13 protein-coding genes and 1 pseudogene are annotated in these 13,667 nt (G+C 50.7%); 6 read left to right on the top strand and 8 right to left on the bottom strand.

Annotated features, from left to right (window positions below; translation table 11 throughout):
• The first annotated feature begins 70 nt into the window (after positions 1-70).
• Positions 71-1,075 carry a TerC family protein gene (locus GM154_RS15240; protein WP_219652670.1) on the top strand — a complete coding sequence of 335 codons (1,005 nt, stop codon included), beginning with the start codon at positions 71-73 and terminating at the stop codon, positions 1,073-1,075.
• Positions 1,076-1,087: 12 nt separating this feature from the next.
• Here the strand turns inward: GM154_RS15240 and GM154_RS15235 are convergent, their stop codons facing one another.
• The 5 genes from GM154_RS15235 to GM154_RS15215 are packed head-to-tail and all read right to left on the bottom strand — an operon-like array spanning position 1,088 to position 5,321.
• Positions 1,088-3,307, bottom strand: a complete 2,220-nt coding sequence (locus GM154_RS15235) for a FapA family protein (RefSeq protein WP_219652669.1) — start codon at positions 3,305-3,307, stop codon at positions 1,088-1,090.
• Positions 3,283-4,005: a PilW family protein gene (locus tag GM154_RS15230; protein WP_010798394.1), complete on the bottom strand. Its 723-nt coding sequence runs from the start codon at positions 4,003-4,005 to the stop codon at positions 3,283-3,285. The genes GM154_RS15235 and GM154_RS15230 overlap by 25 nt, the downstream gene beginning before the upstream one ends.
• Positions 4,002-4,340, bottom strand: coding sequence for a hypothetical protein (locus tag GM154_RS15225; RefSeq protein ID WP_139272271.1), 339 nt, complete (start codon positions 4,338-4,340; stop codon positions 4,002-4,004). The genes GM154_RS15230 and GM154_RS15225 overlap by 4 nt, the downstream gene beginning before the upstream one ends.
• Positions 4,341-4,398: 58 nt before the next feature.
• Complete coding sequence (locus tag GM154_RS15220) at positions 4,399-4,893, bottom strand: Tfp pilus assembly protein FimT/FimU (RefSeq protein ID WP_010798396.1); 495 nt, start codon at positions 4,891-4,893, stop codon at positions 4,399-4,401.
• Positions 4,887-5,321, bottom strand: coding sequence for a type IV pilin protein (locus tag GM154_RS15215; RefSeq protein ID WP_122042487.1), 435 nt, complete (start codon positions 5,319-5,321; stop codon positions 4,887-4,889). The genes GM154_RS15220 and GM154_RS15215 overlap by 7 nt, the downstream gene beginning before the upstream one ends.
• Positions 5,322-5,927: 606 nt before the next feature.
• Between GM154_RS15215 and GM154_RS15210 the strand changes: the two genes are divergently transcribed.
• The 4 genes from GM154_RS15210 to GM154_RS15195 all read left to right on the top strand — a co-directional run bounded on the left by GM154_RS15210 (position 5,928) and on the right by GM154_RS15195 (position 10,858).
• Positions 5,928-7,118: an MFS transporter gene (locus tag GM154_RS15210; protein ID WP_010798399.1), complete on the top strand. Its 1,191-nt coding sequence runs from the start codon at positions 5,928-5,930 to the stop codon at positions 7,116-7,118.
• A gap of 21 nt (positions 7,119-7,139) precedes the next feature.
• A complete protein-coding gene (locus GM154_RS15205) occupies positions 7,140-8,351 on the top strand; it encodes an MFS transporter (protein WP_219652668.1) in 1,212 nt (403 codons plus the stop codon).
• 1,212 nt (positions 8,352-9,563) lie between these two features.
• Positions 9,564-10,043, top strand: a complete 480-nt coding sequence (ssb, locus tag GM154_RS15200) for a single-stranded DNA-binding protein (protein WP_010798402.1) — start codon at positions 9,564-9,566, stop codon at positions 10,041-10,043.
• Between the two features lie 590 nt (positions 10,044-10,633).
• Entirely contained in the window at positions 10,634-10,858 is a 225-nt protein-coding gene (locus tag GM154_RS15195; protein WP_074826650.1) for a hypothetical protein, read from the top strand.
• Between the two features lie 61 nt (positions 10,859-10,919).
• On the opposite strand, the gene GM154_RS15190 is transcribed toward GM154_RS15195, so the two are convergent.
• Together GM154_RS15190 and GM154_RS15185 are read right to left on the bottom strand one after the other, a co-directional pair.
• Complete coding sequence (locus tag GM154_RS15190; protein ID WP_219652667.1) at positions 10,920-11,264, bottom strand: hypothetical protein; 345 nt, start codon at positions 11,262-11,264, stop codon at positions 10,920-10,922.
• Positions 11,265-11,406: 142 nt separating this feature from the next.
• Positions 11,407-11,595: a hypothetical protein gene (locus GM154_RS15185; RefSeq protein ID WP_010798406.1), complete on the bottom strand. Its 189-nt coding sequence runs from the start codon at positions 11,593-11,595 to the stop codon at positions 11,407-11,409.
• Between the two features lie 823 nt (positions 11,596-12,418).
• Here GM154_RS15185 and GM154_RS15175 point away from each other — a divergent pair.
• A pseudogene (locus GM154_RS15175) lies at positions 12,419-12,958 on the top strand (tripartite tricarboxylate transporter substrate-binding protein); the annotation flags it as partial.
• A gap of 309 nt (positions 12,959-13,267) precedes the next feature.
• On the opposite strand, the gene GM154_RS15170 reads toward GM154_RS15175, so the two are convergent.
• A complete protein-coding gene (locus GM154_RS15170) occupies positions 13,268-13,417 on the bottom strand; it encodes a hypothetical protein (protein WP_219652666.1) in 150 nt (49 codons plus the stop codon).
• Positions 13,418-13,667: the final 250 nt, after the last annotated feature.

Raw genomic sequence — 13,667 nt, 5'->3', positions numbered from 1 at the left:
ACGCCGGGCCCCTCTGACGATCACCCGATCGCCATGTCGGAGTCACCTAACGACATCGACAGGATCGATCATGCCCGACGCATTTGATTTCCTGACTACGCCCTTCATGGGCGCCGCCGCTTGGCTGTGGCTGAGCTTTCTTATCATCGTACTCTTGCTTCTGATCTTCGATCTGGGTGTCCTGCAGCGCAATCATCACGAAATAGGCATCAAGGAGAGCCTGGTGATGTCGGCAGGCTACATCTCGTTCGGGATCGCCTTTGGTGGATGGATCTGGTACGAATTTGGTGCCACTCGCGCCCTTGAATATTACACAGGCTATCTGGTCGAACAGTCGCTTTCGATGGATAACGTCTTTGTCATGGCGCTGATCTTCAGCTTTTTTCAAATTCCGCGTAAATACCAGCATGAAGTCCTGTTCTGGGGTGTACTCGGCGCCATTGTCATGCGTGCCATCATGATTGGCGTTGGCGCTGCGCTGGTACAACGCTTCGATTGGATCCTTTATGTATTTGGCGCGTTCCTGTTGATCTCAGGAATCAAAATGCTCTTCAGCCGCCACGACGACCAGCCCGACCTGGCCCAAAATCCCATGCTGCGCTTCTTGCGCAAGCATATCCGCGTGACGGATCAGCTCCATGGTGATCGCTTTCTGATACGCAAGGAAAAGGAAGGATCCAGCAAGCCCCTGGTCTACGCCACCCCGCTTCTCTTGGCGTTGATACTCATCGAAATGGCGGACCTGGTTTTTGCGGTGGATAGCGTTCCGGCCATCTTCTCGATCACCCAGGAGCCTTTTATCGTTTACACATCAAACATTTGTGCCATTTTGGGCCTTCGAGCGCTTTACTTTGCCTTGGCTGCCATGATCAGCCGATTCGCCTATTTAAAATATGCGCTGGCGTTGGTGCTCATTTTCATCGGGGCCAAGATCTTTGCACACTCCTTCATTGGCCCAATCCCGGCACCGCTATCATTGGGTGTGACCTTTGGTCTGCTGGCTGGTGGTATCGTGTTGTCGTTGTTCAAGACACGGCAACCCTCACAGCCTACAGGCTTTCCAAGAGATCATTAACTTTCGGAAGCCTTATAAATAACGCGTCCAGACCATCTCTACCGTAGGGCCGGGTCGTCCGTCATACATTGAGCCGTTTGTCATTCCTCCTGTCCCTGCAGGTGTATTTCCAGGAGCTTGCTCGGGAGAATAAGTTGCAGGCCAGCCAGAGGTATCAATCGTCGTAGTGCCTCCCATCTGTTGGGTGGCCCCTCCCTGGGAGGCAGAGGTCAGCGTACCGTGAACCCGGGTAGTGCTATTGGTTACGACATTGTTGCCCGCCACGACACTGCCATATACATCATTAACAAACAGATCAAGGTTCGAACCCAGCGTAATAGTACCGCCTACAAACGAACCTCCTTCATAGCTGCCTGCTAGAAAGGCCAGATTACCTTCGGCTGAAAGCTTATACGTACCGGCAGCGGTATCACACAGGTTTCGTGGAAACAGTCCTTTCAGATCATTACTGATAGCGAGCCCGTCTTCTTGCCGAGCTACTGCGGTGCAGACAGGACCGTATCCGGCATAATTCACGGCAACCGTCTTGTTTCTGCCGGAAGTCCTTATGTTTCCCGTTGCAATCATGGAGTTGTAATAGACACCGCTGCCTGCATCGAGATTACCCTTGAACCACAGTACGCCCGGCGCCAGCGTTCGCCCACCCAGATACCATGTGCCCTGCTGGTAGGTAATACATCCATTGAAAGATGTCTCGCCCTGGCACAGCGTACGATTGGGCTGAGCGGGCACCGTACAAAAGCCGTCACTGCCAACTGCGGTACAGAGATAATCCCTGTAGCCACGCAGCAAGGTGGAAGGGTAGTTCCCTAGGTAATAAGTGCCGTCAGCGATACCTTGTACATTTCTGACGGTAACCTTGCGCTGAGTACCTACCATCTCGAATTCATAGTTGGCACTACTGCGCAAGGCATAGGCATCTACCTTGCTAACTTGAGCGGACGTAGGCGCAGTAACGGCAGTGACGGTTACTGCTGGTACGGCCACTGAATAGCCAGCAGTGCTGATTACGTTTATCCGTGATTTCGAATTCGGGTCCGCGGTAATGCTTCCGCCTACTATTCCGGCCGAGACCGCACTTCTGTTTCGGGCGTCTAGACTGCCTCGACCATCCAGTCGATTGGCGATTGTACTAGTGTCTAACGTTGTAGAGCCCTGAGTCTTGACAGCTTGCACCGTAGCACTGGTCAGCTGCACATCACCCTGATTGTTAATGACCGTGCCATTATTGCTACCTGAATAGATGACTCTACCGTTGGCATTGAGCGCCCTTGACGCCTCGCTGCTGGTCCAGACAATATCCGCCTGTGTATTTATCGTACTGACAGCACCACTTTTTACTGTCACGGTCCCAAGCGCATTTGCAACACTCACAGCAGTCGTTTTAACCAAACCGGCAGCAGTTGCCAGCGAGGCCTGCCGGAAACCATTAAGGGTAATGGTTCCGTTGGCCGTAACGTTAGCGCTACTGGCTGAGTCGTTTAACGTCACGTTTTTCATCGCCCTAACGGTCAGTGCTGAAGCAGCGTCATTCAGCGTGATATTGCCACTGGTTGTTAACGCGCTCATCGATGTTGTGCCACCTATTACGATGTCGTCCGTTGCGCTGATGGCATCCAGTCCCTGTACGTTGCCGCTAAGATTGACCTTGCCGTTAACACTGACGTTAGCCTCTTGGGGGCCGGTGAAAATAAGAGTGCCACTCCCAAGGTTCAAGTCGGTACTGGTGCGAATGAGCGGCGGCACGGTAGCCGGCGTGTTTACAGGTGCCGGACTGGTCGAGCCCGTCGATGTGCCTGGGGCGGTTGTAATGTAATCCAGCGGCTTGACATTATAGACTGCCTGCACGATAGCCGTGGAGTCAGCCGCTCTACCTGTAACATTCGCTACGATTCGATATTGACCGCTTTGCGGCTTTGTCTTGGAAAGCAGCTCGACCTTGATCCCTGTCGTACCACCCACAGCAATTTCTCCCGCCGCAAGCGCCTCCAGATCGTTTGTAGATCGGTTTGTCAAAAATTGCCTCAGCAGCTCCACGCCTGTCCAGGCCTTCAACTGGGCTGGCGTTGTTGCATGAACCGCCAGCTGCCGCTCCTGCGTGCCTTGCACCATGTACATCATGCCTAGCGCTGCAATGGTCAGCGTCATTCCAGTCAGCAGAATGACCATCAGTGAGGCGATACCTCTTTGGCGAGCCGGAAAGCTAATCATGGCGCGAAATTCGACAGGCACGTGGTAAAACTAATCGTCAGCGGCTCAGGCTGCGGCTCCAGATCCAATACAGGAAAACGCACCTGTACCGCATGAACCCCTTCATTTGTACTAAAAGGCCAACACGTCGCTTCGACCACTTGCATATAGGCGCCCTGTGTATCGCTGCCCATCTCGTTGATCAGGTCAGCCGTGATCCAATCCAGCGATGCCCACACCTTCGCACTTGTGCACTTCATGGGTTTGAGCAGTACAAGCCCTGAGGAAGTCGAGACCAGACCGCTGCATTGATAGGCATCCGCGATCGGAGCAGCCGTAATGGTGCTGGCATTGAAGCCCCAGATAATCGCGTTTCCCAACGACCCTTTAATCGGGTCCGCTTTGGTAAAATCGATTACCGTTCCACCCGATAATTTGCGCACATTGTTTTCGTCTGCCTTGGACAGCACTGCATCACGGATGAAGACCAGATCCGTACCTAGTTGAGGTCGCTTGGTACCAGTTACCGGCAAACCAAACCCTGCCTGTTGCAAAGCGATCTGTGCAGTCAAAAGTCCCGAGGCTTTCTGCCCCTCCACCTTAGCCAGGCTTGCCGACTCTACACTTACACCTACCAGGGTCCGGTATAGCGACAACATCGCCAGTATGGTAATCAGCGAAATGACCATGCCTATCATGAGGCTGATCAGGTTGAATCCCCTCTGACGACTGCCTGTCACAGATCGCCCACCTGAATGGGCAGACCAAATACCTCCTGATCCATGGCACGGGTCTGTAGCATAACGTGTTGAGGAGACGCATCTACCGTGCGTCCACCCAGCGAAATAGCACCCGACGTCGTCGTGCATTCCACATCCAGTGGAAATGGGGAACCATCAATGGGTGAATAGACAATGGCTTTGCTATTGGCGCTATTACCTGGACAGAGCGTTGTTCCATAGACATGCAGCAGGTTGCGCATTTGCACCACGATATAGTTCTGGATATGCAGGTCTGTTTGCGTCTGCTGAATACGCGTGGCGATATGAATCATGCCGATGCCTATGATTGACATCAGCAAGACACCCACCAGGGCCTCGATCAGCGTATCGCCGCGCTGGCAAGACCTGCCATTAAATGATGGTGATCGGAAGCGCATCTTCTCGACCCGCCTTCACTGCCAGATCCACCGTGGCGCAATCAAGTCCCGACGGGCTACTTTGGAAAGGTAGCGCTCGGTTATCCAATGCGACGCACTGGAAGGACTTGTTGTCGGACTCGATGGTAACTTGTTTGGGTAGCGCACTGCTCCATACAACCTGGGCATTACCCACCTGCCCGCAGTTAAAGGCGCTTTGCCCGGCAACTGGCTGGGCCAGCACCAAGGAAGTGTCGTTCAAACAGAGCAAGGCAGCAGGTTTATCCGCTCCGACGACGCCCGCCGGGTTCCTCAATGCCATCGCCTTGGCCCGCGCAATTCCCTGTTGAAGAACACTGGCAGCATCACGCTGATGAGCACTGTTCAACCATCCCTGAGTCAAGGGAACGCCTGCCATCAAAAGAATACTCATCACAGCCAACGTGACCATTAGTTCGATCAGGGTGAAACCCTTGGCCTGTTTTACCATGATGTCACTCCTGGGCACCCGGTCGCGGTACGTTCGTTCTTGCTTGTCAATGTAAGTGTACAGGTGCTCAACTTGGCACTCTTGCCACGGGCAGATACCGTATAGGCCGTATCGGTGACTTGAGTGATCATGTATTCGAAGTCCGCACCCTGAGCAGGCTGCCATTTGCCATTGAACAGCGCCTGTGTGGCAGCTGTGGTCGTCGTAACCGGCGCAGAGGAATATTTCAAGGTACGCTGCCGCACGTTCTCCATATTAAGTCCAAGCGCCACAAGGTCGCCCTGCGCTGTCTTGATCTGGCTGCGGGTGACATACGAGCTGTAGGACGGAACCGCGATAGCCGCCAGGATGCCGACTATGGCGACCACAATCAGAATTTCGATAAGTGTAAAACCGCCGCTGCGGCGAGTATCGATATGCTTATGCATGTGTTTGAACCTACGTCTCTTTAACGTCCATGCACGATAATTCCGAACAGTGTTCGGACTTTCCCTGAACCATTGATCGTTATACAGCCAACTACCAATACCTATTCAAATGCTGTGCCAGCTAAGCAAACTATTGTTCTGCTTCAGGCTGGACACAGCATCGATAAAGGGCTAGAGCACCTTCAAACTTTATGCATATACGATAAGAGAAGCTGGTAAAGCGCCATGATGCAAGTCGTTGATGACAATATTCTGGCGCAAAGCTAGCGAAGCGGAAGACGCTGCCAGAAAACAGTCTAGCCAGAAGGACCCTTTCCTCAATCACATACTTACTGTTAGCTTTAACTTTATTCATTAAGTAGCTGATTAATCTATATAAATTAGATAATCCTAGAAATTACTTTAACTTTTTAATCTGTGTTCTGAAATGAGGTATAGCTTTCTAGGCCTCTCATCTTATAACGCTTTAATACGGCAAATACCTCATGCAGTGGCTTACGTAACGAAACCCTGCTCAGCAGCGTCTACACGGTAATATCGCTTTATTGGATGCTTAGCTAATGATCCAATAAACAGTTCAAACATTCAGGAACGCTTTTGTTGTCCATGTCGAACACCGAGTCCCAATCACAACGACCTTTTGCAATTACGCTTGTAGTCGTTTCAACTGTCCTCTTTACTTTCCTTGCTTATCTGACCATCGGGATTCCACTTGCGGTCCTGCCCAAATATGTGCACGACCAGTTGGGGTTCAACTCGGTCGTCGCCGGACTCGTCATTAGCAGTCAATACCTCGCTACGCTTCTCTCACGATCCCATGCTGGTAAAGTCATCGATACCATAGGCGCCAAGCAAGCTGTCATTTATGGCATGGCTGGATGTGGCGTAAGTGGAATACTCATGCTGGCATCTACGCTTTTACAGAACGCACCCTCAATCAGCTTAGGGTGTTTGCTGGCAGGACGCCTTATCCTGGGCTGTTCGGAAAGTCTTGTAGGCACGGGAGCCATCAGTTGGGCGATTGGTCGTACCGGTGCAGCGCATACGGCCAAGGTCATTTCCTGGAATGGCATCGCCAGCTATGGGGCCTTGGCCGTTGGCGCACCCTTGGGCGTCATGCTGGTCAATGGTCTGGGCCTATGGAGCATGGGTGTCAGCATTCTTTTGCTTGCCCTGCTAGGCTTCTACCTGGCCAGACCTAAACCTGCCATTGCAATTGTGCCTGGTAAACGCATGCCCTTTCTCAATGTGCTGGGGCGGGTTGCTCCGTATGGCATGGGCCTTGCCCTAGGCGGAATCGGGTTTGGAACCATCGCAACCTTCATCACACTCTTCTACAGCAGCCGTCATTGGGACAACGCAGCCTTTTGCCTAAGCGTATTCGGCTTTTTCTTCATCTGTGCACGCCTCTTGTTTGCCAATGCCATCAATCGACTAGGCGGATTTCGGGTAGCGATTGTCTGCCTGACCGTTGAGACGTTCGGATTACTGATGCTCTGGCAGGCCTCGACACCCTTCCTTGCGCTTGCAGGCGCAGCCCTGACCGGATTTGGCTTTTCCCTGGTATTTCCTGCACTGGGTGTCGAGGCCGTCCGGCTGGTGCCAGCCGCGAACCGAGGCTCGGCGCTGGGCGCCTACTCAGTTTTCATTGATCTCTCATTAGGTATCACGGGTCCATTGATTGGGGCCATTGCAGCGAACTTTGGCTATTCCATCATGTTCCTAAGCGCAGCCCTGGCGTCGTTAATGGGCTTGGCATTGAGTATCACGCTGCTAAAACGGAATCCTAACGTCTGAGCCGGGAGGCCTTACCTACTGATGAACGCTTCAGAATCCGTTGCCATTACCTTGCGTATCGCCTCAATCGTCGTTTTCAGCTTTTTGACGTTTCTGGCCATTGGTCTACCGCTTGCCATCCTGCCCGGATATGTCCATGACACCCTGGGCTTTGGGTCGGTCATGGCAGGCCTGACCATTAGCATCCAATACATCGCCACCCTGTTTACGCGCCCGATTGCAGGCAAGATTGCTGATAGCATCGGCCCCAAGAAAGGCGTAATCGCAGGGCTGTTTGGCTGCGGCATCTGTGGCATCCTGACTTTCATCTCAACTCTGCTACAGGACTTTCAGGTTGCAAGCCTGGTGCTGCTTATCATAGGGCGAGTCTTTCTAGGATGCGCCCAGGCACTGATTGGTACAGGCTCGCTGAGCTGGGGCATGGGCAGTGTTGGGATGCAGCACGTCAGCAAGGTGATTTCCTGGAACGGGATCGCAGCCTACGGCGCCTTGGCCATTGGTGCTCCGCTAGGCGTTGCCATGGTAAGCAGCCTGGGACTCTGGAGCCTGGGTGTAAGCATTGTTTTACTGGCCGCCATCGGCTTGGTCCTGGCCTGGAATAAAGAGCCTGCTCCTATCATTCCTGGCGAGCGCCTCCCCTTTCTTCGTGTCTTCTGGCGCATCAGTCCTTATGGACTAGGTCTACTGTTAAGCTCGATTGGCTTTGGCACCATCGCGACGTTCATTACGCTGTACTACGGCAGCCATGGCTGGCCTAACGCTGCCTATAGCCTGACCGCATTTGGTGCTGCGTTCATTTGCGCCCGTCTTTTATTTGCAGGAACAGTCAACCGCTTCGGCGGCTACCCCGTCGCCATTGCCTGCTTTATCGTGGAAACACTAGGTCTGCTGCTTCTGTGGCTAGCCGTTTCACCCGGCATGGCCATGGCAGGAGCCGCGTTAGCAGGCTTTGGCCTCTCGCTTGTTTATCCCGCCCTGGGTGTAGAGGCCATTGTAAAGGTCCCCGCCACTAACAGAAGCGCTGCGCTAGGTGCCTACTCACTGTGCCTAGACATGTCGCTCGGAATTACCGGCCCCGTAGCCGGCAGCATTGCCAATGCGTTTGGCTTCAACTCCATCTATCTCTTTGCTGCAATAATGTCTCTAGCCGGCCTTCTGCTGTGTCTTTATCTTTTCAAACAGGCGCAGCGTGCTATGGAAACACCTAACGCCAGGCAGGATCGGCCAAGCTAGGCTTACAGATGAAATTAACCAGCTGATACGCATGTCAGCTGGATACTTTCGTTCAGCACACACTAACAACCTATGGCGTAAAAGCTTCGGGCCAAGTTAGCAAGATATTATCAATAATGCCTCGCATTACACATCAAGCACTTACTGTAGAACCCATGCTCATCATCGTGATGGCTTAACAAGCCCTCACAATGGATACACCCTCCATGCAGCCTTCCTTTTTTCCAGCGCAGCAGTTTTTGGAGGCGTGTTAATAGCCACGACAGACCTATCGACAAACTTACCAACCACATCATCAAGCTGATCAGCTTGGCAGTAATCGCTAGATCCAAAAGCACTAGCGCTTCAACTTTACCCGCCCAAACGAAAAGAACGATCGAAATAGCCTGACCTACCAACAGCACCAATACAGGCATGGCAAAAAGTCTAAAACCCATAGAGCCCAACACGAATAAAAGACAATTAATGACTCCTTTGAAGACGCCTGGCCATACAAACAACCGGGACAATCTTATCGGGTAAGCCGAAACGTTGACTCAATGTCAATTTAACGGCCTCCTATCCCAAAGCTGAAATGAATATCAGACTCAGAGCATTCAACGCTACGTCGATCCAGAAGAGCCCATTATACAATCACCAGACGATATCAAATGGCCACTAATCTAAAAGCTTTGCCGCTGGTGCCATAAGGAGCCAACAGAGCATGGCTCCCCTATCCAAGCGATTACTACCCCTTCCGCACCTAAGTCATCAATAAAGCTTACGCCTAGGCTGCTTGTTTTGAAAAAGCCCCTACATCAGGCACCCGCTTAATGCCTCATGTTTTTTAGAAATGGAATTTTCTATATAAATTCATATCAGGGCTCCGTAATTTCATTAATGACCTGCAAAACGCCAGCTTATATTTCTTACTCTACGATCCAAACACTTGAAAAAGTGACAAGCGGTCCATACAACCCAAACAATTGATATTGTTTTTAACCCTCTCGCCCCCATAACTGTAAAGCACGACCTAGAACTTCGAAAATTTGGAACTAGCGCGTAAGTTAATTATAAAGCACGCTTCTGACCGTTTAGATGTCAGCTTACCGAGCAACTCCCAAATTCAGTTTTCAGGAACTGATGGGCAAACTAAAATAGTCGGCTTGTAAGTATGGACATCAGTAATGTATACAAAAAACCGCAGCCCTAGTGCTGACTGTGAGGTTTCGAATGGCTAGAGGTATCAACAAGGTTATTCTCATTGGTAATGTAGGTGCCGATCCCGAAATCCGCTATACGCCCAATGGTAACCCCATCACCAATATCACCCTTGCAACCAGTGAAAGTTGGAAGGACAAGCAGAGTGGTCAGTTGCAAGAACGAACCGAGTGGCATCGGGTCGTTTTTTTTGGCCGGCTGGCCGAGATAGCCGCCGAATACCTTCGCAAAGGGTCACAGGTTTACGTAGAGGGTACGTTACGCACACGAAAGTGGCAGGGCCAAGACGGGCAAGACCGCTACACGACTGAAGTTATCGTCGACATAAGCGGTACCATGCAACTGCTTGGCGGCCGAGGGGATAACGAACCATCGAGTAACCAACAATCCGGCAAACAACCCTCTGGGCAAGCCCGTAGGCCTACACAGCCGCAGCCCTCAACCCAGCCGGCTCCAGACTACGACAGCTTCGATGATGATATTCCCTTCTAAAGGCGCTTAGGCGCCTTTTCTTCTGCCATGTGATGGCTGGCTCTCAGTTCTTCAGGGCATACGCACATCGCTTCTCAGGCGGTGAATGATGTGTCATTCACCTTTTGAGCTAATTTTTTTCGCCCACTGTGCAGCGCTTTTAAATTTTTATGGTCATAGCTGGCAGATCAGCTTCATCACTTCGTTTTGTCGCCCAGCTGACTCACGCTTCCGCTCTATCTCTACTCAGCAAGGAATGCTTTATGACCCGCATACAACTTCGCCGTCGACTCATCTGGACAAGTTTTGCTTACGCACTGCTTTTTTATGCAGGGGTTATTTCTGTATTAGGCTTGGCTGATTTTGTATCCAGTTAGTGATAGTTAAGAGTTAACATTAGTCCCACCTAGAGCCCCTTCCTCTTTCGTGCAATCTATTAGGCAAAGCACTTATGAGAAGCTAGCTACACAACTAACTCAAGCTGTTCCACATATTTTTTAAAAGACGCTGTTAATTGTTAAACAAGCACTAGCCAACTTCAAACGTTAAGAGTAAAAAGAGAGCAGCACCAAAATGCCATCATCCTTAGCGTATTCATGGAGCGAAACGTTATGAACGAGTCGTCAAAAGTAGAGACCGGTAATTTGCTGAGCTGGCTATTTCTTGCCGCTTTCAGTATGACAGTATGGTGGGCGTATGATGGAGACTCCTGCCTTGAGCAGTGTAGGCCATCGGCTGACATGTCATTAGCGGCCAATGTCAACGACCAGCGCAGTGTTGACATGAGCCTGACGGCGAAAACAGATTTCGATGTTTCTCATCGTCGTTATCGCTGACCGTAAAACAAAGCTCCACTGCATGTGGAGCTTTGTTTTTAAAAGGCTTAATGATCGCTATTTACAAGCAGCCTGATACGGTGCTTCTGATTCCAGCAAAAGGAAAGGGATTATTCGCCTTGCCGTCTCGCAGAACGACTTTAGTCCCATGCGAAGTCTTGTCAGCAATAACCAGTGCCGGAGCTGGCGAGGCCAACCCTTGAGGAACCAGGGCCTTGATACTACTTCCCTTCCTCTCAATAATAACTTTTGACTGATTGACAGACAGGTCTGTCATCAGGCACCCCATAAAGGCATCTGGATCTTTATTTGATCTTCCCGCTAGAGAAGGCTGTACCTTTTCAATATCGCCAACCCCAGCGCAACCTGTTAAAGCAAGGCTGATAACTACTACTAAACGCTTCATGCCTACCCCGGCTAAACCGCTCCATTGATTAAATACGAATCCAGAACCTCTGGAGCCGTCTCGATCAATTAACGTCAAGAAAGATGTTCGAATGAAAGCTGCATCAACAGTATTGGTGCGGCCGCGTCAGATTGGCTAAATTTTACGGTAGTTCTTCAGGATCTTTGTCAGGCATCAGTCGATGCCAATCAACACCCAACCCTAGACACAACGGGACCAGCATCCACAGCCAGTAACTGTGCCTGAATCCAAAGAAAATACAGCCAAACGCCAATAGAAACGCCCACCCCTCTATCTGGAGATTGCGCTTCAGGTTGATCCATTTTCCCATATACACTCAGCCGCTCCAGACTATTCCGTACAGAGCGAACTACAACGTTAAACGTGTAAGGATACTCAAGATTTGAGTGATCGAAAACACAACCCGACACTCAGTACCGATTTCAAGATCGCTGGTTATCGATCAGGATAGCGCGCGTTTCTTTCGATACTCTCTATTTTACACCAAATAAAGTACTGCTTAACCGACTATTGCGGCAGAGTTGTCGATGTGCAGGAAAGGCTTTGTATATCCCACCATCAAAGTTACGCATCGGCGCTTCATAAATACAAATAATTCTTATTTATAATACAGACTAAATGCATAATTACGTCTGAAAGTAATTTAAGAGTATTTTAACGCGCTACCAATTAGCGTATTCAATAGCTCGAACTACCCTGAAATACCAGCAGTCCTAGCGCTTGCCTCTGAGTATTCATCGGTCAGTATAAGAGCCACGTCATCATCAGTCGAAGACATTTTTTGTATGGATCTGGGTCGCCCTTCTAGGTGCTTCATTAACTTCCTTGGAAGCCCAGAAGTCCAGCAATGTAAAACTGGTCAGCCAAAAGAAGCATTCAGTACCGAAATGGCTGAGCGCTTATAGCCTGTTTTCTCTAAACAAGCTCCATTTGAGTACTGCTTGCAGGTCATCAGTGAGCAGAACACACGTTTGGCTAGTCGCACTAGCCAAGCAGGCAACACCAGACGGCACAACTATTCTCCAAGCCGTTTCAGCCTCAATGAGCCTACTTCCCAATGTTTATGACTCGATCGAATATGACCCGATCAACGACTTTACGCCCCTCGCCTTGTTAGGGACTACACTTATGCTCTTGCTGTAGGGCCAGCAGTTCCGCAGTCTATCCAGAGCGTGGGTGCCTATGTCGACTGGGTTAGCAAAAAACCACACTTCCGAGATGTAGGTATAGCTCTGTATGGGTCTCAAAGTCATCTGGCAGGCTTGATGTTGGGCTGCGAAGAAGAAATTGCTCTGCGCATGCAAACATACAGTCACACCACAGCTATTATCGGCGACCTACTCGACGGAGGATTGGCCGCCACGATATTTGTATGCGGACAGGTTAACAGCCGTAGAGCAGAAGGAAAGGTACACGCTCTTACTGTAACCAGCAAAGATCGCATTCCTAACTGGCCGGCCGTCAAAACCTTTACTGAGCAAGATATGCCGATGGATATAAATGGCTGGATTGGATGGTTCGTGTCAGCTAATACACCAGACCCAACGATTTCCGACCTATTTAATAAAGTAGCCCGTATGCAGCAGACCCAGGACTATCAGGAATTGCAAAAGCGTTATCTGCTTACTCAGGCTTCTCTTTCACCCGAGCAAACTCAAACAACGCATCACTGATGAAAATGGTTATTCCGGTAAGCTCATAACAGAATTAGGTATAAGCAAGCTAAGCAATAGCGCCTAAGCGCCACAACGGATAGATTCTGAACTTAACCAGCAACGCTTCGGCAGCCTGTTTAAGGGCCTATCTGCACAATCAGCAGGCACATAAGCTTAGACAACGTGAAGACCAGCTTGATACGAAAGCGAAACCCGACTCATCGGTCGGGTTTCAACAAGCTGAGTTAGCACTTATGAATACTCTCTTCGAAGCAGGCCATATCACTGCGTGCTTCGTACCAGTGTATAAGGCGCTGCTTCCAAACATTATTTCTCTTGTGAAGGAATAAACTCAGCGACTGCCTGATCCTCCGCCCGAGCCGGATGAAGATCCGCCCGCCCCGCCAGTGCCGCCCATACCGCTGCCCGCACCTCCAGGTCCACCTGCCGCACCACCTTGCTCCTGCGGACTAACATCTCCGCCCCCTTGATCTTTGCCCCACGGTACACAGCCAGTCGCCAACAATGCCCCGAATAAAATACTCGTCACCCATGCTGCTCGTTTCATTTTGGATCCTCTTGTCTGGACTAAGTGGGACCCTCAACATGGCCAATAAGTGCAAGACGAGAGGCTCTACGGCGTTTCTTTCCTAGGGTTTGTCTGAAAAGTCGCGTTTGTTAGCCTAATGCCGTTGTGGCAAGCGGAGGCAGACATGACAGGTCGCTA

Origin of the sequence: Pseudomonas sp. MAG002Y (assembly GCF_019400845.1) — a bacterium.
Lineage (GTDB): Bacteria > Pseudomonadota > Gammaproteobacteria > Pseudomonadales > Pseudomonadaceae > Chryseomonas > Chryseomonas luteola.
Note: the sequence above shows the minus strand (reverse complement) of the source record. Positions and strands in the feature narration are given on the sequence as shown.